Consider the following 23,430-nt stretch of genomic DNA (forward strand, 5'->3'; position numbering starts at 1 on the left):
CTCGTAGGGGTTTCTTGGGCGGTCACGCGTTGTTCGGTTCCCTGTGCAGGAGGAGACCGCGCAGCAGGCCGTCCGTCGTGCAGACCATGCCGCTGCGCGCGGCCCAGCGAAGCGCCAGGGCGTGTTCCTCGGCGGAGAGGTCGGCCACCGCGTCGGCGACGACGAACGGCTGGATGTCGTTCATGAAGGCGTCCGCCGCGGTCAGGAGAACGCCCAGGTGCGCGTACACACCGCAGACGATCAGCTGGTCACGGCCCTTCGCCCGCAGCAGCCTGCCGAGATGGCTGCGCAGGAAGGCGTTGTGCCGCACGTTCGAGAGCAGGTGCTCGCCGGGGCGGGGCGTGAGGGCCGAGATGATCGCGGCGGCGCCCGGCTCGTCCCCGATGCCGGGCCCCCACATGTCGGCGACGAGCCCGCGCTGCCCCGGCGCCTGACCGGCGGGCTCCGCACTGAAGATGATGGGCATGCCCAGGGTCGACGCCAGCTCTCGGAGCGTCGCTATGTTGTCGACGAGTTCCACGACAGGGGACAGCCCCTTGGGGAACGCGCTCACGAAGTGGTTCTGCATGTCGTGGACCAGCAGCGCGGCACGCACCGGATCGATTCGCCAGGAGACGTGCGACCGGGGGAGGGCGGTGCGGTCCGGCATCGGGTAGGAGCCGATGGCGGGTAGGCCCATGGGTGTTTTCCCTCCCCTGATGACGCGCGCACCGCTGGGTCCGAACTGCGAATTGACCTTAGCTTAGCCTAACCTAATTAGCGCTAGGTCTGAGGTGAAGGGCGTCGGTCCGCGGGGCGGCTGTGTGTGGCGCAATTGTGTACGCGGGAGAGGAAGTTGGTCGGGGCGGGCGCGTGAAGCTGTGGATAAGTGTTGGCGTGCTCCTGACCTGGTCGCGCCTCTGGGCGGGGTTATCCACAGGGTCAACCGGAATCCTGCGCTTCGCGGGAGAGTCGGCGCATGACGAACCACAGCGAAGCGGCGGGTCCGCTCGATCCCCACGAATCTGTCCGACCTGATGGCCCGGCACATCACCCCAGCGAGCCGGTCCACCGCGCCGACGGTCCGGCACCCCACCCCGGCGACTCGTTCGACGAACCGGTGGTCACACTGCGCACACCGGCCGAACTGGCGGACGCCTTGCCGTATTTGCTCGGGTTCACGCCCGAGGAGAGCATCGTGCTCATCGCTCTGCACGGCGAGCGGGGACGGTTCGGCGGCCGTGTGCGCCTCGGCGTCCCCGAGCGCGCCGAGGACTGGCCGTGCGTCGCGGAGCAGCTGGCCCAGTGCCTGGTGGGCGGTTGCGAGCGGAGGGGAGCGCGTCCTGACGGCGTCGTCGCCTTCCTCTGCCAGGACCCCGTCGGCGCGGAGACCGGACAGCAGGTCGTGGAGCGCCTGCGCCCGCTGGCCCAGGTGCTGCGCACGGCGTGCGGCCGCCTGGACGTGCCGGTCTTCGAAGTCGTGTGCATCTCGCAGGGCCGCTTCTGGACGTACTGCTGCCCGGACATTCGGTGCTGCCCTCCGGAGGGCATCCCGCTGCTCAGCCCGGGCACCTCGGTCCTGGCCGCCGCCGCGACGTACATGGGGGTGCAGGCGGGCGCCACACAGAGCGAGATCAGGGGACGGCTCACCCCATGGCAGACCGCGGCGGCGACGGACCAGGAGCGGGCACTCGACGCGGCGGGTCTCGAACTCCTCCCCAGGATGCTGCGCGAAGCGGATCGAGATGCGGACCGGGACGCGGATCGAGATGCGGACCAGGGCACGGACCACAGCGCGGACCCGGGTGAGATCTGCGCGGAAGGAGAGAGCGTTGCCGCGGAGACGCTCGATCTGGCGCGCCGGATCATGGCACGCCTGGACGCGGCGCCCCCGGCATCCGGCCCCCTCGAAGCGGACAACAGGGACGACGAGCTGATCGCGCACGACGAGGCGGCCGCGCTCATCATCGGCCTTCAGATCCCCACGACCCGCGATCGTGCGGCGGAGTGGATGGAGGGTGACGAGGGGCCGCCCGCGCTGCGGCTGTGGAGGGCCCTGTCCCGACGCTGCGTCGGGGCGTACGCGGAGTATGCGGCCGCGCCACTGGCCCTCGCGGGCTGGGTCGCCTGGTCCCTCGGGGACCTCGCGGAAGGCCAGGAGGCCCTGGCCATGGCCCTGAGCGCCGACTCCAGGTATGCCTTTGCCCTGCTCATCAACCGCGCCTGCAACGACGACATGGACCCGGAGTCGATCCGCCGCTGCCTGCGACGGAAGCGTGAGGCCCACGACGGCGCTCCTCCCCGGCGACGCCGCCGACGACGCTCGTCGCGCTCCGCGCCGGGAGCCTCCCCGGCTTCCGGCGGCCCGGGCAAGGGTCCGCAGAACCGCCGCCGCATCACCCGGCGAGCGGCGAGGGACAGCTGATGACCGCGCTCGAGCTCTGGGCCACATGGTCGGCTTCCCGCGCAGGGGCGTGACTTGGCACAGGTTCCGCCCGTTCACCTGAGTGGCGGTACCCCCAGCCGGGTCGTGCCGCCGCAGACCTCAGACACCGCAGACACTGCAGACAACGCAAAAGAAGCTGCCCATGTCTCTTCCCGCTCCGTCTTCCGACTTCGACAGCTTCGGCAGCTTCGGCAGAGCCGATAGATCCGGCAGATCCGAACGACCTGAGAGACCCGCAAGGCTCAACGGCCTCAACGGATCTGATGGATCCGACAGGCCCGACAGGCCCGACAGGTTCGACGCAGCGGAACCGCAGCGAGCCATGCAGGCCCGCACGGTCCCGCCGACCGGACGGCCCCCGTCGACCTCGTTCTCGCCCTCACCGTCCTCACCCACGTCATCCCCGCCCCCGTTCCCGTACGTGCCCACGCCCGTGCCCCCGCGCTCGCGCCCGTCACCCTCACCGGCCCCCGAGCCGCGCCGCGTCCGTGAACTCCCGCCCGCACACACCGCGCTGATCTGCGTCGCCCTGCCCGCCCTCGCGATCTCGACGGACGAGGGACAGCTGACCGGCCGCGGGCTGGAGGGGTTCTACCGCGCGGGGCGCCGGACCCTGTCCCGCTGTCACGTGCGGGTGGCGGGGCGCGATCCGGTCGCCGTGCAGGCCCGCATGCTCTCCGCGGACCGCGCCCGGTTCGTCGCGACGCTCCGTCTGTCGACGGACGGCGGCCCCGATCCGGAGGTCGTCGTCGAGCGGATCCGGCACGCGGACGGCACCGAGCGGATCACCCTGCACAGCGCTTCGGGGCGCCCCCTGCGGCTGCCCCTGGAGGTCTCGCTGGGCACCGACCTCGCGGAGGTGGGCGCGGTCGCCTCGGGCCGGGCAGGACCCGAACTGCCTGCCAGCGTGCACGACTCCGGTATGCGGTGGTCCTCCGCCGCCGCGCACTGCGTCGTCACGGCCGACCCCGCACCCGCGGATGCCCTGGCCTCCGCGGGGCTGCTGCGCTGGGAGGTGGAGCTGCCGCCGGGCGCCTCCCGGAGCGTGGAGCTGAGGGTGCGGCCCGACGGCACGGGACCGGTCCGTGCGGCGGGGCACGGTGCGATGCGCTCGGCCGCCGGGGCGCGGGCGGTCGGTGACGACCCGAGGGTCCAGTCGCTGCTCGCCCGGTCCGTCGAGGACCTGCAGGCGCTGCTGCTCCGCGACGCCGCGCACCCGGCCGACGTGTATCCGGCCGCCGGAGCGCCGTGGCGCTGCGGACTCGCACCGGCCGAGGCGCTGGCCGCCGCCCGCATGGCACTGCCGCTGGGCACGCGCATCGCCGCGGGGACGCTGCGCACGCTCGCCCGCACCCAGGTCGAGGGCCCCGGGCCCCGGTCGGGCCTGATCCCGGGACCGCTGCGGGATGCGGGCCCGCACCTGCCACCCGGCTGTACGGCCACCGAGGCGACCCTGCTCTTCCCTGTGCTCCTCGCGGAAGCCTGGCGCTGGGGCCTGCCGGGGCAGGAGGTCGAGGAGCTGCTGCCCGCGGCGGAGCGTTGCCTGCGGTGGCTGCGCACCTCGGTCGGCGACGGCGTCTTCCTGTCCGACGTCCGCTCGGCAGGAATCGCGCGCAGCGAAGTCCAGGCGCACGCGCATCGAGCCGCACTGCTGGGCGCCGACCTGCTCGACGCGCACGGCCGCGCGGATCCCATGGGCCTGCGCCAGTGGGCGGCCCGGTTGCGGTCCGCCTTCCAGGAGCAGTTCTGGGTGGACGACCGGGCCGGTGGCAGACCGGCCGCCGCCCGCCTGGCCGACGGCAGGCCCGTGCCGCACCTCACCTCGGCAGCGGCCCACCTCCTGGACACCGGCCTGCTCGGGTCGGGCACGCTCGCCCCCGGACTGCTCGACAAGATCAGGACCGAGCAGCTCGCCCGGCTGTTCGGCGGCCCCGTCATGGACTCCGGCTGGGGGCTGCGCAGCCTGGGGGCGAAGGAGGCCGCGTACAACCCGTTCGGGCACCGGGGCGGAGCGGTCCGCGTGCAGGAGACGGCTGTCGCCGTCACGGGCCTCGCGGCGGCGGGGTACGAGAAGGAGGCGAGCTCCCTCCTGCGCGGCCTGCTGTCCGCGGCCGAGTGCTTCGGCCACCGGCTGCCCGAGATGTACGCGGGGGAGCAGCGCACGGAAGGCGGAGCTCCGCTGCCGCACCCGGCGGCCTGCCGCCCGGCGGCAACCGCCGCGGCCGCCGGGGTGCACGTCCTTGCGGCGCTCGCCGGGATCCGGCCCGACGCGCCCGCGGGCACGGTGAAGCTCAATCCGATCCGCAGCGCCCCGCTGGGGGAGCTGGGGCTGAGCGCGCTGAGCGTCGCGGGAGCCCCGTTCTCCGTGCGCGTGAGCAGGCTCGGCCTCGCCATGGTTGAGGAGGCGGCCGACGGGCTGCAGTTGGGGGTGTGACCCTGCCCCACGCGCCGCGACGGCGCACGGACGAACGGACCCGCGGACCTGGCGACCCGGGTGGAGGAGCGACGGGAAGCAACCGGACAGCAATGGGTGAAGGAGGTGTTTATCGTCAAGCAGACGACTATGATCGCGGCATGTCGCCCTACGACCCGTCGGCCTTCCCGCCCTTCGCAGTCACCGTCGACCTGGTCGTGCTGACCGTGCGCCGCCATGCGCTCTGTGCGCTGGCCGTACGGCGCGGTGAGCAGCCGTTCCAGGGACGTTGGGCGCTGCCCGGAGGGTTCGTACGTGCCGATGAGGACCTGTCGTCGGCGGCCGCGCGCGAACTGAGCGAGGAGACGGGCCTGTGCGCGCACGCGCCCGACGCCCCGGCCCAGGCCAACGGAGCGCACCTCGAACAGCTCGCCACGTACGGCGACCCCAAGCGCGATCCGCGCATGCGCGTGGTCAGCGTCGCCCATCTCGCGCTCGCTCCTGACCTGCCCGCGCCACGAGCCGGCGGCGACGCGAACAGCGCCCGCTGGGCCCCGGTGGAGGCCCTGCTCAAGCAGGGGGGCTACGGCCGCGAGGACGAACAGGCCGCACCCCTCGCCTTCGACCACGCCCAGATCCTCGCCGACGGAGTGGAGCGCGCCCGCTCCAAGATCGAGTACTCCTCGCTGGCCACGGCCTTCTGTCCACCGGAGTTCACCGTCGGCGAGCTGCGGCGGGTGTACGAGGCCGTCTGGGGCGTCGTCCTCGACCCGCGCAACTTCCACCGCAAGGTCACGGGCACCCCGGGCTTCCTCGTGCCCACCGGCGGGACCACCACCCGGCAGGGCGGACGCCCCGCCCAGCTCTTCCGCGCGGGCGGTGCGACGCTCCTCAACCCGCCGATGCTGCGCCCCGAAGTCTGACGGCCGCGCTCGGCGTCACCTGCTGATCCTCGGGGGTCGGGCCGCTCGGTGGACACCAGTGGCCCATGCCCTGACCGAAAAGCCGCAAATGTCGCGTTATCTTGCTGCAGTACCCACGGGGTTCGTCCGTCCCCGATCCGGCGGACGGGCCCCGGCCGCCGAGCGGTCGCACATCCTGCGAGAGAAGCGATGATCCAGGCCATCGGACTGACCAGCAATCCCCGCCAGGAGCTCCCGCCCGCCGTGGAAGACGTGTCGTTCGAGGCACGCACCGGCCGTGTCACGGCGCTGCTCGATGCCGAGTCCATCGGCACGACCACGGCGCTGCGGTTGATGCTCGAACTCCAACAGGGCCGTGGCATCACGTACTTCAGAGGCCGCCCCCTGCACCGCATCGCCCATCCGTCGCGCGAGGTCGGCGTCCTCATGGGCGATGTCCCAGGGCACCCCGCGCGTTCGGTCCGCGGCCATTTGCGCATGCTGTGCGCGGCCGTGGGCGTGCCCGTCCTGCGTGCCGACGACGTCCTTGAGGCCGTCGGACTCGTCAGCCTCCGCGACCAGCGACTCGGCACCCTCTCGCGCGGCATGGACCGCCGACTGGGGCTGGCGTGCGCGCTGCTCGCCGACCCCCACACGCTCGTCCTGGACGGGCCGGGCGACGGCCTCTCGGTCAAGGAGAGCGCCTGGCTGCACGGCATTCTGCGCGCGCACGCCGCCCAGGGCGGCACGGTCCTGTTCGCGACGAACGACCCCAAGGAGGCCGCCCGGAGCGCTGATCACGTCGTCACACTGGAGTCGGGACGTCTCATCGCCGACCAGGAGGCCGCGGACTTCGCACGGACCAGACTCCGCCCCCGCGTCGCCGTCCGGAGCCCGCACGCCGCCCGCCTGGGCACGCTCCTCGCCAAGGAGGCGCGCGCGGGACAGCGCTCGATCGAGGTGGTCAAGGAGGACGGCAACCGGCTCTCCGTGTACGGAAGCACGTGCGCCGCGGTGGGGGACGCCGCGTACCGGCACGGCATCCTCGTCCACCAACTCGCCGACGAGATCGGCGATGCGGGGCCGTCGAGTCAGTCCGGGCGGTCCGGGCGGTCCGGGCAGCCGGGGCAGTCCGGGCAGCCAGGGCAGCCAGGGCAGCGAGGACAGTCGGAGCAGCGGAGTCGCACGAGCAGGCCGGGGCGATCGGAGCTCGCGATCCCGCCGGACTCCACACCCGTCCCCGAGGCGCACACCGACTCCTGCCCGGCCGACGACTCCGCCGACGCCGCAGAGGTGGCCGCAGCTCCCACAGACGCCCTCGACGGAGCCTCCGCCGAGGTCTCGGCGGCAGACAGGGGCGAAGCGCCGCGAGGGACCCCACAGTCCCCCCAAGGGACCCCACAGCCCCCGCAAGGGCCCCCGCAGTCCCCACGGGAGACCAAGACCCCACAGGAGACCAAGACCCCACAGGGCCCGTTGGTCACCCTGCTTCCGCTCGAATGCGACGACACCATCCCGCTCGAAAGCGGCGTCCACCGCGCCGACGCACCCACGGCGCCCCGGCCCGCCCCTCAGAACACGGCCTCGGCTTCCGCCTCCGCGCTACCGCCCCCCATCACCGTCCGTCCCGGCAGAAGCCCGCTTCGGCCCCTGCGCTACGAGTTGCGTCGCCTGCTGGGCGTCGGCACGGGCTACTTCACCCTGGCCGCCGTCCTCGCCGTCTCCGCCTTGTTCTCCGCCTTCCTGGCGCGGACCGGGCACACGCCGCAGCCGCACCTCCTCGCCGCCTGGCCCCACGAACTTCCTCTGCCGCCCGCCGCCCTCGGCGCCGGACTGCTGGGCGCTCTCGCCTTCGGTGACGAGTTCCGCCACCCCGCCCTCGCCACGGACCGGGGCACCGTCCCGCGCCGCCTCGGGATGCTCGGCGCCAAACTCCTCGTCGCCGCCGTCGCGGCGCTGCTGCTGAGCACTCTGGCGGTGGTCTCCGATGCCGCGCTGCTCCACCTTGTATACGGAGACGAGCTCACGAAAGTTCCCTCGGACTGGCTTTCCCTGAGCGCCAGTTGGTTCGCCCTGGTGACGGGGTGCGCCTGGGCCGGTGTGCTGGCCGCGGGCGTCTTCCGGTCCACGACCGCCGGGCTCGCCGCGGTGCTCGCCGTGCCGATCATCGTCGTACCCCTCGTACAGAAGGCCGTCGAGGGACCGTCTGTGCGATCGGCGGCCGGGCTTCCCGCGCGGCTTCGGGACCTCGCTCTGGTGCAGTGGCCGTTCGGCGTCGAGCGGTATCTGGCGGCGGGAGTGCGCATGATCGCCCAACCCGTGGGCACCGCGCTGATGTTGTCGCTGACCGCTCTGCTCTGCGCATATCTGCTCACGGCGATGCGCACCAGAGTCCGTTGACGACCGTCCGTCGCCTTCGGGAGCGGGGCTGTGCACAACTCCCCGGAGGACGTCCATTTCTTTCCGATAAGGCGTCAATTGCGGCGAGGTAAGCGATCACCCTTTCGTGTGCTTTTCACCAAAGACCTCAAGGGAGTTGGAGGCAGCGCCGACAACTGATCCGTGAATACCCTTGCGCACACCATGATGACCGCCGCCCGCTCCGCCGACTCCGGCCTCGCCGGCTCGGGCGGCCTCGACCGATACCCGTACGGGGACTCTCCGGGCGGCGACCGCGTCGCCTCCCCCGTGTGGGACGGCCCCGACCAGGACCTGGGGCGCGTGGGCCGGCGCGCCGCCGGAAGCCGCGGCCGAGGGCTGCACGGCCAACTCGTCCAGCAGCTCGGTCAGATGATCGTTTCTGGTGACCTCGGCGCCGACCGGCCGCTCGTTCCCGAGGAGATCGGCCAGCGCTTCGAGGTCTCCCGCACCGTCGTGCGCGAGTCCCTGCGCGTGCTCGAGGCCAAGGGCCTGGTCAGCGCCCGGCCCAACGTCGGCACGCGCGTGCGTCCCGTCAGCGACTGGAACCTGCTCGACCCCGACATCATCGAGTGGCGGGCCTTCGGGCCGCAGCGTGACGACCAGCGACGCGAGCTCGGCGAGCTGCGCTGGATGATCGAGCCCCTCGCCGCGCGCCTCGCCGCCGGGCACGGCCGCGAGGAGGTGCAGCAGCGCCTCGCCGACATGGTCGAGATCATGGGGCACGCGCTGGGCCAGGGCGACATGATCACCTTCTCCCGCGCGGACGCCGAATTCCACTCGCTGCTCATCCAGGTCGCGGGCAACCGCATGCTGGAGCACCTCTCCGGCATCGTCTCCGCCGCGCTGCAGGTCTCCGGCGGGCCGATCACCGGCTGTGACCGTCCCAGCGAGGCCTCTCTCGTGCACCACTCCCGCGTCGTCGACGCCCTCGCGGCGGGCGACGGGTCCGGCGCGGAGGCCGCCATGCGGCAGCTGCTCACGGTCCACCCGGAGGTGGAGCGCGTCGTGCCCGCCCCGCGCGAGCACTGACCGCGCGTCCACGCCGGCGCCGCGGTCGTGCGCGTGCCCCGCGGCAGCGCTGAAGTCGTCGCGTACGTCACTCCGTACCCGTCGGCGACTCCGCCGCCGCTCCCTGTGTCGCCGGACCTGCCGAGCTCCTCGAGAGCGGGGCGGTGTCCGGCGACACGAATGTGGGGGGTTTCTTCGTGGGGCATCGGGGGATCATTCGTGCATGCGTATAGGCCGCTTCTGACCGCATCTGGATGCTTTTGAGCGCTTACGGGGTGTGACTCGGGCCACGTAGATTGGGCGTAACGCTCCAAGGAACAGCGCGATGACCTAAGAGGTGATAGCCGAGGAGGGAATACAGCGGTCGTTCGCGACGCTGTGCAGCTCCCCGGCCCCGCCCGCGCCGTCGGCCCAATCCCCAGCCGCCGGTCGTCGGCTCCGGTCCACAATGGACGGGGCCGGAAGCCGTTTTCCAACGTTCCGAGAGGTTGTTCGTGTCGGCCAGCACATCCCGTACGCTCCCGCCGGAGATCGCCGAATCCGTCTCTGTCATGGCGCTCATCGAGCGGGGAAAGGCTGATGGGCAGATCGCCGGCGATGACGTGCGTCGGGCCTTCGAAGCTGACCAGATCCCGGCCACTCAGTGGAAGAACGTTCTGCGCAGCCTCAACCAGATCCTCGAGGAAGAGGGTGTGACGCTGATGGTCAGTGCCGCGGAGCCGAAGCGCCCCCGCAAGAGCGTCGCAGCGAAGAGCCCGGCCAAGCGCACCGCGACCAGGACGGTCGCGGCCAAGGCCACCACGGCGAAGCCCACCGCCACCGCCGCCACTGAGGCGCCGATCGCGGACGGCACCGCCGAGGACGCGCCCGCGAAGAAGGTCGCAGCCAAGAAGACGACGGCCAAGAAGGCCGTCGCCAAGAAGACCACCGCCAAGAAGACGGCGGCCAAGAAGACCACGTCCAAGAAGGATGCCGACGAGCTCCTGGACGAAGAGGCCACCGAGGAGACGCCCGCCGCCGGCAAGTCCGGCGAGGGCGAGCCGGCCGAGGAAGGCGCCCAGGGCTTCGTCCTCTCCGACGAGGACGAGGACGACGCGCCTGCCCAGCAGGTCGCCGCGGCCGGCGCCACCGCCGACCCCGTCAAGGACTACCTGAAGCAGATCGGCAAGGTCCCGCTGCTCAACGCCGAGCAGGAGGTCGAGCTCGCCAAGCGCATCGAGGCCGGCCTGTTCGCCGAGGACAAGCTGGCCAACGCCGACAAGCTCGCCCCGAAGCTCAAGCGCGAGCTGGAGATCATCGCCGAGGACGGGCGCCGCGCCAAGAACCACCTCCTGGAGGCCAACCTCCGTCTGGTGGTCTCCCTGGCCAAGCGCTACACCGGCCGCGGCATGCTCTTCCTGGACCTCATCCAGGAGGGCAACCTCGGTCTGATCCGCGCGGTCGAGAAGTTCGACTACACCAAGGGCTACAAGTTCTCCACGTACGCCACCTGGTGGATCCGTCAGGCGATCACCCGCGCCATGGCCGACCAGGCCCGCACCATCCGTATCCCGGTGCACATGGTCGAGGTCATCAACAAGCTGGCCCGTGTCCAGCGCCAGATGCTCCAGGACCTGGGCCGCGAGCCCACCCCGGAGGAGCTGGCCAAGGAACTCGACATGACCCCGGAGAAGGTCATCGAGGTCCAGAAGTACGGCCGTGAGCCGATCTCCCTCCACACCCCCCTGGGTGAGGACGGCGACAGCGAGTTCGGTGACCTCATCGAGGACTCCGAAGCGGTCGTGCCCGCTGACGCGGTCAGCTTCACGCTCCTCCAGGAGCAGCTGCACTCCGTCCTGGACACCCTGTCCGAGCGTGAGGCGGGCGTGGTCTCCATGCGCTTCGGCCTCACGGACGGCCAGCCCAAGACCCTCGACGAGATCGGCAAGGTCTACGGCGTGACGCGTGAGCGCATCCGTCAGATCGAGTCGAAGACGATGTCGAAGCTGCGTCACCCGTCGCGCTCGCAGGTCCTGCGCGACTACCTCGACTAGGCACAAGCACTCCCCGGAGCGCTCCACGGAAGGCCCGAAGTCCGCGACAAGCGGCTTCGGGCCTTCCGTATGCGCGGGTGCGGGGTGAGGAATACTGCATGACTCTGGGATACGAACTGTCAACCCAGAGTGAGGAGATCGCATGCGTCGTCCCTTCGCCCGAGCGTGGACGGGGGCACTGGCTCTGGCGGCCACCACCGCTGTCCTGCCACTGGCCTCTCCGGCCCCTGCGGCGGCTGACAGCGTGGTCATCGGGGGTGGTCCGGTGGATGTGTCCGAGAGCCCGTGGGCGGTCGCTCTCTCCAGCCGTGACCGGTTCGGAGGCGCGCGCGCCGGACAGTTCTGCGGCGGTGTGGTCACCGGGCGCTCGACGGTCCTGACCGCGGCCCACTGCATGACCAAGGACGTGCTGGGGGTGCCGCTGAGTGAGGTGACGGACCTGAAGGTCATCGTCGGCCGCGGAGATCTGCGGTCGTCGGAGGGTGAGGAGGTTTCCGTACGCCGGGTCCGGATCAACCCGGAGTACGACCCGCACACGAACTCCGGCGACGTGGCGGCCCTGACCCTGGCCGAGCCGCTCCCCGAAGGGCGCACGATCCGGATGGCGGGGCCCGGTGACCCGGCGTACGAGCCGGGTACGGGCGCTGCCGTGTACGGCTGGGGGGACACCACGGGGGCGGGTGATTACGCCCGTACGCTGCGTTCGGCGCGCGTCGGGGTGCTGGCCGACTCCGTGTGCGAGGAGGCCTACCCGGGCAGTGCCGACGGGCGGTACATGGCCCGGACGATGCTCTGCGCCGGGGAGATGCGTGGTGGGCGGGACGCCTGTCAGGGGGACAGCGGCGGGCCGCTGGTCGCACGCGGGCGGCTGATCGGGCTCGTGTCCTGGGGGAGCGGCTGCGGCCGTCCGGGGAGTCCTGGCGTCTATACGAGGGTCTCGGACGTCACCAGGGTGCTGGGTGCCCACGGCTGAGCCGATCGTCCGCCCGGTGGCGGGTCGGCGGACGACCCAGGGCGGCCGGGAAGGGCCCTGGGCGCCTCTGTAACGAGAGCGGGCGGCCGCCCCTGCTGTTGGCAGAGGCGGCCGCCCGTTCGCCGGCCTGGTGCGCCGGAGCTGGCTCGTCGTTTATGCGAGGTGTCAGCGTTCCTCTTCGGTGGCGCTTTCCGGAACGGCGGTCAGGCGCTCCGTCTCATCCTGTATCTCAGCGGCGATCTTCTTGAGTTCCGGCTCGAACTTGCGACCGTGGTGGGCGCAGAAGAGCAGTTCACCGCCGCTCAACAGGACGACGCGCAGGTATGCCTGGGCGCCGCAGCGGTCGCAGCGATCAGCGGCCGTCAGGGGGCTCGCGGGGGTCAGAACAGTAGTCACGTCGCCTCTTCTCTAGCTCGACGAGCTGTCGTACCAGGGTCAACATCCAACCAGGCCGAAAACGTTCCCGCTCGTGGCTTTTCCTCGAACTTTTCTTTCGAGGTGGCTGTCCGTTGCCGGTTGGCGGCGAATGTGCCGTATTGCGTCTCTTACGTGTCTTACGGTTTCGCGCTGTCTGTCAGGTCAAGTCGTCCCCGGCTGGCTTGCCGGTTGTTGATGAGGACGTGCCCGGAGCCTAAATGGTTCATGCCTCGAAGGGAACGTGACGTGCGCTTCACTCAATCGAGGGATCGAACATGTATACGAGTCTGGACTAGTCTGAGTTGAGACGAGGGTGGCGTTACAACGGCTCTACCAGGCCTCGGTACCCTCTGACCGGTAACCGAAGCCGCGTCCTTACCCCAAAGGACTCCCCTTGAAATTCAGCGAGGAGCGAACCGCGTGACCGCCGAGACGTCCGTGCCGTCCACAGCGTTGCTGACAGGAGCAGACCGGGACGGTTCCAACTACACCGCGCGGCACCTGCTCGTCCTGGAGGGGCTCGAGGCCGTCCGCAAGCGTCCGGGCATGTACATCGGGTCGACGGACAGCCGCGGCCTGATGCACTGCCTCTGGGAGATCATCGACAACTCCGTCGACGAGGCCCTGGGCGGGTACTGCGACAACATCGAGGTCATCCTCCACGACGACGCCTCAGTAGAGGTCCGCGACAACGGCCGAGGCATCCCTGTCGACGTCGAGCCCAAGACCGGCCTCTCCGGGGTCGAGGTCGTCATGACCAAGCTGCACGCGGGCGGCAAGTTCGGCGGCGGCTCCTACGCCGCTTCCGGCGGCCTGCACGGCGTGGGCGCCTCCGTGGTGAACGCGCTCTCCGCGCGCCTCGACGTCGAGGTGGACCGCGCCGGGCACACCCACGCGATCAGCTTCCGCCGCGGCGTCCCCGGCGCCTTCGCCAAGCCGGGCCCCGATGCGCCCTTCGACTCCTCGGCCACGCTGAGCAAGGTCAAGAAGATCCCCAAGGCCCGCAGCGGCACGCGCGTGCGCTACTGGGCTGATCGCCAGATCTTCCTCAAGGACGCCAAGCTCTCGCTGGAGAACCTGCACCAGCGTGCCCGCCAGACCGCCTTCCTGGTCCCCGGGCTGACCATCGTCGTGCGGGACGAGCTCGGCCTCGGCGATGGCGGCTCGAAGGGCGAGGAATCCTTCCGCTTCGACGGCGGAATCAGCGAGTTCTGCGAGTACCTGGCGCAGGACAAGGCGGTCTGCGACGTCCTCCGGTTCTCCGGCCAGGGCAGCTTCAAGGAGACCGTTCCCGTCCTGGACGAGCACGGCCAGATGACGCCCACCGAGGTCACCCGCGAGCTCGCCGTAGACGTCGCGATGCGCTGGGGCACCGGGTACGACACGGCGATCAAGTCCTTCGTCAACATCATCGCCACCCCCAAGGGCGGCACCCATGTCACCGGCTTCGAGCGCTCCCTCACCAAGACGATGAACGAGGCGATGCGCACCCAGAAGGTGCTCCGCGTCGCCGAGGACGACATCGTCAAGGACGACGCCCTGGAGGGCCTCACGGCGGTCGTCACGGTCCGCCTCGCGGAGCCGCAGTTCGAGGGCCAGACCAAGGAGGTGCTCGGCACCTCCGCGGCCAACCGCATCGTCGCGACCGTCATCGCCAAGGAACTCAAGGCGTTCCTGACGTCGACCAAGCGGGACGCGAAGGCCCAGGCCCGCGCCGTCATGGACAAGGCCGTCGCCGCCGCCCGCACGCGCATCGCGGCCCGCCAGCACAAGGACGCCCAGCGGCGGAAGACGGCCCTGGAGTCCTCGTCGCTGCCTGCGAAGCTCGCCGACTGCCGCAGCGACGACGTGGAGCGCAGTGAGCTCTTCATCGTCGAGGGAGACTCCGCGCTCGGCACCGCCAAGCTCGCCCGGAACTCCGAGTTCCAGGCGCTCCTGCCCATCCGCGGCAAGATCCTCAACGTTCAGAAGGCGTCCGTGACGGACATGCTGAAGAACGTGGAGTGCGGCGCGATCATCCAGGTCATAGGAGCCGGGTCGGGCCGGACCTTCGACATCGACGCGGCGCGTTACGGGAAGATCATCCTGCTCGTGGACGCCGATGTCGACGGCGCGCACATCCGGATCCTGCTGCTGACGCTCTTCCAGCGGTACATGCGGCCGATGGTCGAGGCGGGGCGCGTGTTCGCGGCGGTCCCGCCGCTGCACCGCATCGAGCTCAGCCAGCCGAAGAAGGGCCAGGACAAGTACATCTACACGTACTCGGACCGCGAGCTGCGCGAGACGCTGCTCGAACTGCAGCGCAAGAACGTCCGCTACAAGGACTCCATCCAGCGCTACAAGGGCCTGGGCGAGATGGACGCCGACCAGCTGGCCGAGACGACGATGGACCCGCGCTTCCGGACCCTGCGCCGCATCAACATCTCCGACCTGGACTCCGCAGAACAGGTCTTCGATCTGCTGATGGGCAACGACGTCGCGCCGCGCAAGGAATTCATCACCAGCTCCGCGGCGACGCTGGACCGCTCGCGGATCGACGCGTAACTCCGTCGCGTACGCCACAGAGGCTCGTCAGGCACGACAGGAGCCGTGCTCTCCACCTGCGGGTGGAGAGCACGGCTCCACCCGTGTTCAACCCCTGCGCCGATGCCGTGACCAGGCGGTTTCCGTAGCGTCGAAGGCGTCGATCCTCCGCGGATCGGCCTCGTCCCCGCTCGCCGTACGGAGGCTGACATGTCCGGGCTCACCAACGCACTGGTGATCTGCGCCGTCGTGGTGCTGGTGGTCGTCCGCCAGTTCAAGGCGCAGGAGATCGGCACGGACAGGCGCTGGTGGCTGATACCAGCAGTGCTGATCTTCATGGCCGTGCGCGATCCCGACCTGCTCGATCCCCAGCACCGTGTCGAGTCTGTGGCGCTGCTGGCCGTCGAAGTGGGCGTCGGCCTGGCGATGGGGGCCGGCTGGGCGCGGACCTCCCATGTGTGGACGGAGCCGGACGGCACCGCGTGGAGCAAGGGCACCAAGGCCACCGCCGTGGTCTGGGCCGTCGGGATCGGGCTGCGGGCGGGCCTATTCGGAATCGGCGCGCTGCTGGACGTGCGGCAGGGCAGTTCCGGCCTGATGCTGGCCCTCGCGGCCACGCTGCTGGTCCGCAGCGGTCTCCTCGTGCTGCGCGCAGGAACAGGACGCTCGGCGTACGGTATGGCCCACGCGGCGCCCGAGCCGACGCGGAAGGAACCCGTGTGAGTGGCGACTGGTGGACGAGGTGGCCCTCCCGGGAGGCGCTCACCTGGGCAGGGATGAGCATCGCCCGGCTGTGGTTCGTCAGAGTCCTGCGCGTGGTGATCGTCAGCAGCCTGCTGTGGCATGCGTTCCATGCGGACCGCGGCTGGCGGCTGGTCGCCGGAGTGGCCGTGGTCCTGGCCGTCACCACGGCGGGATGGGCGTTCTTCCGCGTCTCGTTCGCCCACCGCCTCTGGCCCTCCCTGGCGCTGATGGCGCTGCTCCTGGCTGCCGCGCTCGCCGCGGAGTCCGGTGACTGGCGGGTGCTCGCCATGGTGCTGTGGTGCGGCTCGGCGATCTCCGCTCTGGAGCGACTGCCACTCGCCGCGGCAGCACCCGTCGTCATCGTGGCCATGACCGGATATGCCGTGTACATCAGCGACAGCCCGCTCGTCACCGCGCTCACCGTCATCGGCCTCGTGCTGGCCGGGTACACCCTGCGGCTGGATGCCGAGGCCCGGGGCAGCGCCCTCCGGCTGCTGGCACAGGAGCGCGCCGCGCGGGCCGCGGAGACGGAGTCGGCCGCCCTCGCAGAGCGGTCCCGCATCGCCCGCGAGATCCACGACGTGCTCGCTCACAGCCTCTCCGCACAGCTCGTCCACCTAGAGGCCGCCCGGCTGCTGATCGAGCGGGACGCGTCCAAGGAGCAGGTTCTGGACCGGGTGGTGGCGGCGCGGTCCATGGCGAGGGAAGGACTCGCCGAGACGAGACAGGCGCTGTCCGCGCTGCGCGGGGAGATGACGCCGGTCGAGGACTTCCTGCGTGAGCTCGTCACGGCCGACCGTGCGTCGGTCACCGTGGCGGGGGACCGGCGCCCCCTGCCCGCCGAGGCGTCCCAGGCGGTGCGCAGAGTGGCGCAGGAGGCCCTGACGAACGTCCGCAAGCATGCGCCGGGCGCGAAGGTCCAGGTGTGCCTGCGGTACGGGGAAGGTGAAGTGCGGCTCGACGTCAGGGATTCGGGAGGGGAAACGCCGGGTGAGCTCGCCACCTCCGGCGCCGGGTACGGTCTGCTGGGGATGCGTGAGCGGGCCGAGTTGCTGGGCGGGTCCCTGGAGGCGGGACCTGGTGAGGAGGGCTTCGTGGTGACGCTGAGGGTGCCGGGATGACGGGGGACGAGGGCGCCGCGGGGGCCGCAGAGGTCAGTCCGGCAGTTCCTGCGGAGGGCGGTGGCAGGCCACCCGCGCGGGTGATCGTGGTCGACGACCAGACCGTGGTGCGCGAGGGGATCGTGATGCTGCTGGGGCTGCTGCCCGGCATCGAGGTGGTGGGTGCCGGTGCGGACGGCCTGGAGGCCGTCCGCCTCGTCGCCGAACTCGCTCCGGACGTCGTCCTGATGGACCTGCGCATGCCCCGCTGCGACGGCGCGGAGGCGACGCGGCGTATCCGCGCCGAGTATCCGGGGACGCAGGTCGTCGTGCTCACGACCTACGCCGACGACGATTCGCTGTTCCCTGCGCTCAAGGCGGGGGCACGCGGCTATCTGACCAAGGACGCGGGCGGGGACGAGATCGTGCGGGCCGTCGAGGACGTGCTCTCGGGTGATGCGGGGCTCTCCCCGCGGATCCAGCGCAGGCTCCTCGAGCGGTTGTCGGAGCCGGAGTCGGAGTCGGCCTCGGCGGCGGAGCCCCCGGACGGGCTCACCACGCGGGAGACCGAAGTGCTCGTCCTGATCGCGGAGGGGATGTCGAACCACGAGATCGCGAGGTCCTTGCACGTCTCCACCGCGACGGTGAAGACCCACATCAACAACCTCTTCGCGAAGGCAGGCCTCAAGGACCGTGCGCAGGCCGTGCGTTACGCGTACAGACATGGACTCATCAAGCTGGACAGAGGATCCGGCACCTGACGAGGCTTCACCTGATGGGGTGAAGAGCATTGAGAGGAGAGTCAGGGATCTTCCCGTTCTGTCCATCCTTGGGCACGTGGCCGAACAGGGCCGCGGACTAAGGAGAGTTCGGTGGAGAAGCACGACGGGCCCGATGTGGGGCCGGGCCGGGCCGATACCGGCCAGGACCGGTCCGGCGACCTGAGAGACCCCTGGTACGACGCGTTCGCCTCCGGCTGGGGAGAGCTCGACGGCACAGGGGCTCCGGCTTCCGTGGTGTCGCCCCGGACCGCGGCCCGACAGGGGGACACGAGCCCGGCCGGCATCTACTTGGAGGTGCAGCGCAGCGCTGCCTTCCAGGAAGTGCGCGGCCGGTACCGGAGGTTCGTCGTCCCGACCACGGCAGCCTTCTTCACCTGGTACTTCGCATACGTCGTGGCTGCGACGACGGCGCCGGGGCTGATGGCACGCCCCGTCACCGGTGCCGTGAACGTGGCGATGGTGGCGGGACTCGGGCAGTTCCTCACGACGTTCCTGCTGACGTGGGCGTATGCGCGCCATGCCCGGTTGCGTCGGGACAGGGCCGCGCTCGATCTGCGCTGGGCCGTCTTCGAGCAGAAGCGGGATCAGGAGCGGGAGCGCGAGCGGCGGCAGGAGCAGGGGCAGGAGCAGGCCGCGGAGCTGCGGCCGGAAGTGTCACCGGGACAGTCGCGGGGTCAGGGGGCGGAGCGATGAGGGGCGATCACCAGACCCTGGCCCTCCTGTTGTTCGGGGTGTTCGTGGCCGTCACCCTCGCGATCACCACTTGGGCGAGTCGCAACCGGCACGGCTCGGCGGAGGAGTTCTACGCGGGCGGGCGGCTCTTCTCCCCGATGGAGAACGGTTTCGCCATCGCCGGTGACTACATGTCGGCCGCCTCATTTCTCGGCATCTCCGGACTGATCACCCTCTTCGGCTACGACGGGCTGCTCTATTCGGTGGGCTTCCTCGTCGCCTGGCTGGTCGTCCTGTTCCTCGTGGCCGAACTGGTCCGCAACTGCGGGCGGTTCACCCTCGGCGATGTCGTCGCGGCGCGGATGAGGGAACGGCCGGTGAGGGTCGCGGCGGGAACCTCCTCGGTCACCGTGTCCGTTCTCTATCTGGTGGCGCAGATGGTGGGGGCGGGCTCACTGGTGGCGCTGCTGCTCGGCGGGACGAGCGGGGCGGCGCAGGTCTGGACGGTGATCGGCGTCGGCGCGCTCATGGTGATCTATGTGTCGTTGGGAGGGATGCGGGCCACCACCTGGATTCAGATCGTCAAGGCGGTCCTGCTGATGGGCGGGGCGATCGCGCTGACCGTCCTCGTCCTGGTGCGCTTCCACGGTGACGTCAACCAACTGTTGTGGACCGCGGCGGACCGCAGTGGCCACGGCGACCGGTTCCTCGCACCCGGGTTGAAGTACGGCGGGGACTGGACCGCGCGCCTCGACTTCATCAGCCTCGGGCTCGCGCTCGTGCTGGGTACCGCCGGTCTGCCGCACATCCTGTCCCGCTTCTACACCGTGCCGACCGCGCGGGCCGCCCGCCGCTCCGTCGTCTGGTCCATCGGCCTCATCGGCAGCTTCTACCTGATGACGATCGTGCTCGGATTCGGCGCGGCCGCCTTGGTGGGCCCGGACGCGGTGCGCGGGTCGAATGCCTCGGGCAACACGGCAGTTCCGCTTCTCGCGCTCGATCTGGGAGGCGGCGCGCACTCCACAGGCGGAACGGTTCTGTTTGCGATGGTCGCCGCCATCGCCTTTGCCACGATCCTCGCGGTGGTCGCGGGCATCACGCTGGCCTCGTCGGCGTCCGTGGCCCATGACCTGTACGCCTCCTTGCGGCGGCGCGACGCGAAGCCGCGCAGCGAGGTGGCGGTCGCCCGGCTCTCCGCGGCCGGGATCGGCGTGCTCGCGATCGGCCTCGGCCTGCTGGCCCGCGACCTCAACGTCGCGTTCCTGGTGGGTCTCGCCTTCGCGGTCGCGGCATCCGCCAATCTGCCGGTGCTGCTCTACTCCCTGTTCTGGCGGAACTTCACGACACGGGGTGCGGTGTGGTCGGTGTACGGGGGGCTGCTGCCCGCGCTCGCGCTGGTGGTCCTGTCCCCGGTGGTCTCCGGAGGGCCCCACTCCCTCTTCCCCGGGGTCGACTTCCAGTACTTCCCCCTGGAGAACCCCGGCCTCGTCTCCATCCCGCTGGGCTTCCTCGCGGGATGGATCGGCACCGTGACTTCGCATGAGGAGGCGGACGAGGCCAAGCACGCGGAGACGGAGGTGCGGTCGCTCACCGGCGCCGGTGCGGCGTAACGATTCCCTTGCGGCGGCCCGGACTCCGGGGTGCCTCAGACGCTGGCCGCCCACTCGTAGCGGTGCTCGGGGCGGCCCGTGTCCCCGTACTTGAGACTCAGCCTGACCCGGCCCGTGCGCTCCAGGAGCTTCAGATAGCGCTGCGCCGTCTGTCGGCTCAGTCGTGTGCGGTCCGCCAGCTCCTGGGCCGAGAGCGGCCCCTCCGCGGCCATCAGTGCCCGGCGCACCAGCTCAGCCGTGGTGGGGGAGTGCCCCTTGGGCAGCTCGGGGGCGGGAGTCGACGACAGGGCGCCGAAGATGCGGTCGACCTCGGCCTGCTCGGCCTCGCCCCCGCCGTCCAGCGTGCGGCGCAGCGTGGCGTACGCGTCGAGCTTGGCGCGCAGGCCCGCATAGGAGAACGGCTTCACCAGGTACTGGAGCGCGCCGTGCCGCATCGCCGCCTGGACCGTCGCGACGTCGCGCGCCGCGGTCACCATGATCACGTCGGTCTGGTGGCCCCGCTCCCGCAGGCTGCGTACGACGGAGAGACCCGTCTCGTCCGGCAGGTAGTGATCCAGCAGCACCAGATCGACGGGGACGTCCTGGACGAGGCGCAGGGCCTCGGCGGCGTTGTGTGCCTTCGCGGCCACCCGGAAGCCGGGGATCTTCTCCACGTAGGCGGCATTGACGTCCGCGACGCGGGTGTCGTCGTCCACGACAAGAACGTCGATCATCGTGGCTCCTTCGGGACCCGGGTCATCGTCGCTCCTTCGCGCCTTGGGTCATCGTGCTCCTCCGCCGCGGCGAGCGTGGGCTCCGTCAGGCCTTCGGGCAGGACGACGCTGAACTCCGCACCACCGTCCGGTGCTTCGCCGACCCGCGCGCTGCCGCCCTGCCGCTCGGCGAGCCTACGGACCAAGGCCAGGCCGATGCCGCGCTTGCCGTGGGCGGGGGGCTCCTTGGTGGACCAGCCCTCGGTAAAGATCGTCTCGCGCTGTCCGGCCGGAACTCCGGGGCCGGAATCGCGTACCTGTAGGACCACGGTTCGTCCTTCGGTGCGCACATCGACCTCCACGCGCGCGTGGAGGGTGCCCGCGGCGGCGTCGAGAGCGTTGTCGACGAGGTTCCCGACGATCGTGACGAGCCCGCCCGGATCGACGAGCCGGTCCGGCAGAGCGGTGTCGCGCGGCACCGAGAGCGCGACGCCCCGCTCCGCCGCGACCGTGGCCTTGCCGACCAGCAGGGCCGCGAGCAGCGGGTCGTGGATCTTCTCGGTGATCTGCTCGGCGGTCACCCGGTGGGCGCCCGCCACCTCGCCGACGAACTCCGCCGCCTCCTCGTACATCTCCAGTTCGAGCAGCCCGAGGAGCGTGTGCATCCGGTTGGCGTGCTCGTGGTCCTGCGCGCGCAGGGCGTCGATGAGGCCACGGGTGGAGTCGAGCTCCCGGCCGAGCTGTTCCAGCTCCGTGCGGTCGCGCAGGGTGGCGACGGCGCCGCCGTCGTCGGTGGGCATGCGGTTGGCGACCAGGACGCGTTGCCCGCGCACGGTCAGCAGATCGGTGCCGGTGACCCGGCCCGCGAGCACGTCGGTGGTACGCCCCGGGCCGAGCGCATCGTCGAGCGGCTGCCCGATCACCTCCGTGCCGAGGCCGAGGAGGCGCTGAGCCTCGTCGTTGAGCAGCCGGACCCGACCGGTCCTGTCCAGGGCGACGACTCCCTCGCGGATGCCGTGCAGCATCGCCTCGCGCTCCGCGAGCAGGGCGGAGATGTCGGAGAAGGCCAGGTCGCGGGTCTGCCGCTGCACCCTGCGGGAGATCAGATACGCGGCGAGCGCGCCGACGGCCAGGGCGCCGCCCGCGTAGGCGAGCAGCCCCGGGATCGAGTGGACGAGGCGGGCCCGCACACTGTCGTACTCGATGCCTACGGAGACAGCGCCCACGATGTCCCCGCTCGTGTCCCGCAGCGCCACCTTGCCGCGCGCGGAACGGCCCAGTGTGCCGTTGTCGATCTCCATGACGTCACGGCCCGCGAGGGCGTCGCTGGGGTCCGTCGAGACGACCTTGCCGATCTGGCCGCGGTCGGTGTGGGACCAGCGCACGCCTTCCTTGTTCATGATCACTACGTACTCGGCGCCGCTGGCCCGCCGGATCCGCTCGGCCGCCTTCTGGACGGGGCCTTCGGCCGTGGGCCCGGAGGACGACAGGTCCTCGGCGATGCGCGGCTGGGCGGCCGTCGTCTGCGCGATGGCGAGCGCGCGACGCATCGCCTGGTCGTCGAGCTGATCGCTCAGCGGCGCGAGGAAGAGGCCGGTGGCGAGCACCGCGACCCCGGCGGCGATGGCCAGCTGCATCAGCAGCACCTGCGAGAACACGCGCCGCGGCAGGCCGAGGCGGAGGCGTCGCGCAGGGGAGGTCGGGCTCATGTGTACGAACGGTACGGCCGCGAGCGGGCTACTCCGAAGTGACTGTGGCGGGGATCTCGTACGTGGGCCCGTCGGCGCCGTCCGGGATCGCCCGCACCGCCACCACGTCCATTCGCGCCGGTGAGGCCAGGGCCGCGCCGCAGCTCTCCGGGCGGGGCGGCTGCGACACCCCCTGCGCGACGGTGACGTGCCACCGGCGTCCGTCGGCGTGCGCGACGGTCACCTCCCAGTGCGGGGCCGCTCCGTCGGTGCCGTCCGTCGCGACGACCCGCAGGGCGTCGGCCGCGTCCTCGCCGGTCGCCGTGCGCACGGCGAGCTCGGCGGCCTGCCCGGGCCGCTCCCAGGCCGAATTGCCCCGGCAGCCGTCGGTGCGGACCCGGCCCGCGCGTGCCGCGTCGAGGATCTCCTTGACGGCAGTCGTCTCCGCTCGGCCGTACGCGTATCCGTAGGGCAGCACGAGCAGCGTGGGGGAGAAGCGATGACCACCCAGATGAGTGATCTCCCAGGCGCCCTGTTCCTCCGAGGCGGTGAGTGCGGCGGCGAGCGGCCTGCCGAGCAGCGCACAGCAGCGGTCGCGCTTGCCGTTCGTGCAGACGAGCGCGAGCGGGGCGCCGGTGTGCGGGGTGCCGAAACCGCCGTGGTCGCCCGCGCCGAGGGCGCTGAAGTCGAGGTCCAGCAGGTCGCGGGGATCGTCGAGCACCGCGCCGCGCAGCCAGGTGCGGCCGGGGACGGTGTGTCCCACGTACACCTGGTGCCGGGCCGGGGCGTGACAGTCCGCGTGGCGCCCTGGGCGGCGGATGAGGGCGACGCGCACGCCGGTTCCCTCGGCGGCCTTCTCCAGGGCGCGGCCGAGCTCCGGGTCGAGATGGCTGGACGTCAGGGCCTTGGCGCCCCAGGGGCCCGACTGTTCCAGCAGGAGCCATGTCCTGGCGGTGGCCGCGGTCCCCGCGAGAGGCTCGGTCAGGTCCCGCGAGGCGGTCGCGCACGTACTCACGCAGGTGAGCCT

At 71.1% G+C, this 23,430-nt stretch carries 18 protein-coding genes; 13 read left to right on the plus strand and 5 right to left on the minus strand.

Features of this window, described 5'->3' with window-relative positions; all coding sequences use genetic code 11:
* Positions 1–22: 22 nt before the first annotated feature.
* Positions 23–679, minus strand: coding sequence for an isochorismatase family protein (locus AC068B_RS10200; RefSeq protein WP_478670442.1), 657 nt, complete (start codon positions 677–679; stop codon positions 23–25).
* Positions 680–958: 279 nt separating this feature from the next.
* Here AC068B_RS10200 and AC068B_RS10205 point away from each other — a divergent pair, with 279 nt between their 5' ends.
* The 7 genes from AC068B_RS10205 (at position 959) to AC068B_RS10235 (ending at position 12,175) form a co-directional block, all read left to right on the plus strand.
* Positions 959–2,404: a DUF4192 domain-containing protein gene (locus tag AC068B_RS10205; RefSeq protein ID WP_478670445.1), complete on the plus strand. Its 1,446-nt coding sequence runs from the start codon at positions 959–961 to the stop codon at positions 2,402–2,404.
* A gap of 343 nt (positions 2,405–2,747) precedes the next feature.
* Positions 2,748–4,859, plus strand: a complete 2,112-nt coding sequence (locus AC068B_RS10210) for a glycogen debranching N-terminal domain-containing protein (protein WP_478670446.1) — start codon at positions 2,748–2,750, stop codon at positions 4,857–4,859.
* A 140-nt stretch (positions 4,860–4,999) separates the two neighbouring features.
* Positions 5,000–5,761, plus strand: coding sequence for an NUDIX hydrolase (locus AC068B_RS10215; RefSeq protein ID WP_055563452.1), 762 nt, complete (start codon positions 5,000–5,002; stop codon positions 5,759–5,761).
* 189 nt (positions 5,762–5,950) lie between these two features.
* The gene (locus AC068B_RS10220; protein ID WP_478670449.1) at positions 5,951–8,140 is read left to right on the plus strand and encodes an ATP-binding cassette domain-containing protein; all 2,190 of its coding nucleotides are present in this window, start codon (positions 5,951–5,953) and stop codon (positions 8,138–8,140) included.
* A 162-nt stretch (positions 8,141–8,302) separates the two neighbouring features.
* On the plus strand, positions 8,303–9,190 hold the full coding sequence (locus AC068B_RS10225; protein WP_478670450.1) for a FadR/GntR family transcriptional regulator: 888 nt from the start codon (positions 8,303–8,305) through the stop codon (positions 9,188–9,190).
* A 467-nt stretch (positions 9,191–9,657) separates the two neighbouring features.
* Entirely contained in the window at positions 9,658–11,202 is a 1,545-nt protein-coding gene (locus AC068B_RS10230) for an RNA polymerase sigma factor (RefSeq protein WP_478670451.1), read from the plus strand.
* Between the two features lie 142 nt (positions 11,203–11,344).
* Positions 11,345–12,175 carry a serine protease gene (locus tag AC068B_RS10235; protein WP_478670454.1) on the plus strand — a complete coding sequence of 277 codons (831 nt, stop codon included), beginning with the start codon at positions 11,345–11,347 and terminating at the stop codon, positions 12,173–12,175.
* Positions 12,176–12,340: 165 nt separating this feature from the next.
* Here the strand turns inward: AC068B_RS10235 and AC068B_RS10240 are convergent, their stop codons facing one another.
* Positions 12,341–12,571, minus strand: coding sequence for a DUF7455 domain-containing protein (locus AC068B_RS10240; RefSeq protein ID WP_055544920.1), 231 nt, complete (start codon positions 12,569–12,571; stop codon positions 12,341–12,343).
* A gap of 441 nt (positions 12,572–13,012) precedes the next feature.
* On the opposite strand from AC068B_RS10240, the gene AC068B_RS10245 reads away from it, so the two are divergent.
* The 6 genes from AC068B_RS10245 (at position 13,013) to AC068B_RS10270 (ending at position 20,023) form a co-directional block, all read left to right on the plus strand.
* Positions 13,013–15,136 (plus strand): DNA gyrase/topoisomerase IV subunit B, encoded by a 2,124-nt coding sequence (locus AC068B_RS10245; protein WP_478670455.1) that lies wholly within the window; start codon positions 13,013–13,015, stop codon positions 15,134–15,136.
* Positions 15,137–15,325: 189 nt separating this feature from the next.
* A complete protein-coding gene (locus tag AC068B_RS10250; RefSeq protein ID WP_478670457.1) occupies positions 15,326–15,838 on the plus strand; it encodes a DUF1453 domain-containing protein in 513 nt (170 codons plus the stop codon).
* Positions 15,835–16,980, plus strand: a complete 1,146-nt coding sequence (locus AC068B_RS10255) for a sensor histidine kinase (protein ID WP_478670459.1) — start codon at positions 15,835–15,837, stop codon at positions 16,978–16,980. Before AC068B_RS10250 ends, AC068B_RS10255 begins: the two co-directional genes overlap by 4 nt.
* Positions 16,977–17,720, plus strand: a complete 744-nt coding sequence (locus tag AC068B_RS10260) for a response regulator transcription factor (RefSeq protein WP_478670460.1) — start codon at positions 16,977–16,979, stop codon at positions 17,718–17,720. The genes AC068B_RS10255 and AC068B_RS10260 overlap by 4 nt, the downstream gene beginning before the upstream one ends.
* Before the next feature lie 111 nt (positions 17,721–17,831).
* Positions 17,832–18,434, plus strand: coding sequence for a DUF485 domain-containing protein (locus AC068B_RS10265; protein WP_478670463.1), 603 nt, complete (start codon positions 17,832–17,834; stop codon positions 18,432–18,434).
* On the plus strand, positions 18,431–20,023 hold the full coding sequence (locus AC068B_RS10270) for a solute symporter family protein (RefSeq protein WP_478670464.1): 1,593 nt from the start codon (positions 18,431–18,433) through the stop codon (positions 20,021–20,023). The genes AC068B_RS10265 and AC068B_RS10270 overlap by 4 nt, the downstream gene beginning before the upstream one ends.
* Positions 20,024–20,058: 35 nt before the next feature.
* On the opposite strand, the gene AC068B_RS10275 is transcribed toward AC068B_RS10270, so the two are convergent.
* The 3 genes from AC068B_RS10275 to AC068B_RS10285 are packed head-to-tail and all read right to left on the minus strand — an operon-like array spanning position 20,059 to position 23,418.
* On the minus strand, positions 20,059–20,736 hold the full coding sequence (locus AC068B_RS10275; protein ID WP_478670466.1) for a response regulator: 678 nt from the start codon (positions 20,734–20,736) through the stop codon (positions 20,059–20,061).
* Positions 20,733–22,424: a sensor histidine kinase gene (locus tag AC068B_RS10280; RefSeq protein WP_478670467.1), complete on the minus strand. Its 1,692-nt coding sequence runs from the start codon at positions 22,422–22,424 to the stop codon at positions 20,733–20,735. The genes AC068B_RS10275 and AC068B_RS10280 overlap by 4 nt, the downstream gene beginning before the upstream one ends.
* Before the next feature lie 28 nt (positions 22,425–22,452).
* The gene (locus AC068B_RS10285; RefSeq protein ID WP_478670470.1) at positions 22,453–23,418 is read right to left on the minus strand and encodes a sucrase ferredoxin; all 966 of its coding nucleotides are present in this window, start codon (positions 23,416–23,418) and stop codon (positions 22,453–22,455) included.
* Between the last annotated feature and the right edge of the window lie 12 nt (positions 23,419–23,430).

It is taken from the genome of Streptomyces sp. NPDC042371, assembly GCF_056437465.1.

Excerpts from the sequence above, each read along its gene's own strand:
- AC068B_RS10275 (WP_478670466.1), bottom strand. The coding sequence starts at position 20,736 with ATGATCGACGTTCTTGTCGTGGACGACGACACCCGCGTCGCGGACGTC.
- AC068B_RS10215 (WP_055563452.1), top strand. The coding sequence starts at position 5,000 with ATGTCGCCCTACGACCCGTCGGCCTTCCCGCCCTTCGCAGTCACCGTC.
- AC068B_RS10210 (WP_478670446.1), top strand. The coding sequence starts at position 2,748 with ATGCAGGCCCGCACGGTCCCGCCGACCGGACGGCCCCCGTCGACCTCG.
- AC068B_RS10235 (WP_478670454.1), top strand. The coding sequence starts at position 11,345 with ATGCGTCGTCCCTTCGCCCGAGCGTGGACGGGGGCACTGGCTCTGGCG.
- AC068B_RS10250 (WP_478670457.1), top strand. The coding sequence starts at position 15,326 with ATGTCCGGGCTCACCAACGCACTGGTGATCTGCGCCGTCGTGGTGCTG.
- AC068B_RS10205 (WP_478670445.1), top strand. The coding sequence starts at position 959 with ATGACGAACCACAGCGAAGCGGCGGGTCCGCTCGATCCCCACGAATCT.
- AC068B_RS10270 (WP_478670464.1), top strand. The coding sequence starts at position 18,431 with ATGAGGGGCGATCACCAGACCCTGGCCCTCCTGTTGTTCGGGGTGTTC.
- AC068B_RS10220 (WP_478670449.1), top strand. The coding sequence starts at position 5,951 with ATGATCCAGGCCATCGGACTGACCAGCAATCCCCGCCAGGAGCTCCCG.
- AC068B_RS10200 (WP_478670442.1), bottom strand. The coding sequence starts at position 679 with ATGGGCCTACCCGCCATCGGCTCCTACCCGATGCCGGACCGCACCGCC.
- AC068B_RS10260 (WP_478670460.1), top strand. The coding sequence starts at position 16,977 with ATGACGGGGGACGAGGGCGCCGCGGGGGCCGCAGAGGTCAGTCCGGCA.
- AC068B_RS10280 (WP_478670467.1), bottom strand. The coding sequence starts at position 22,424 with ATGAGCCCGACCTCCCCTGCGCGACGCCTCCGCCTCGGCCTGCCGCGG.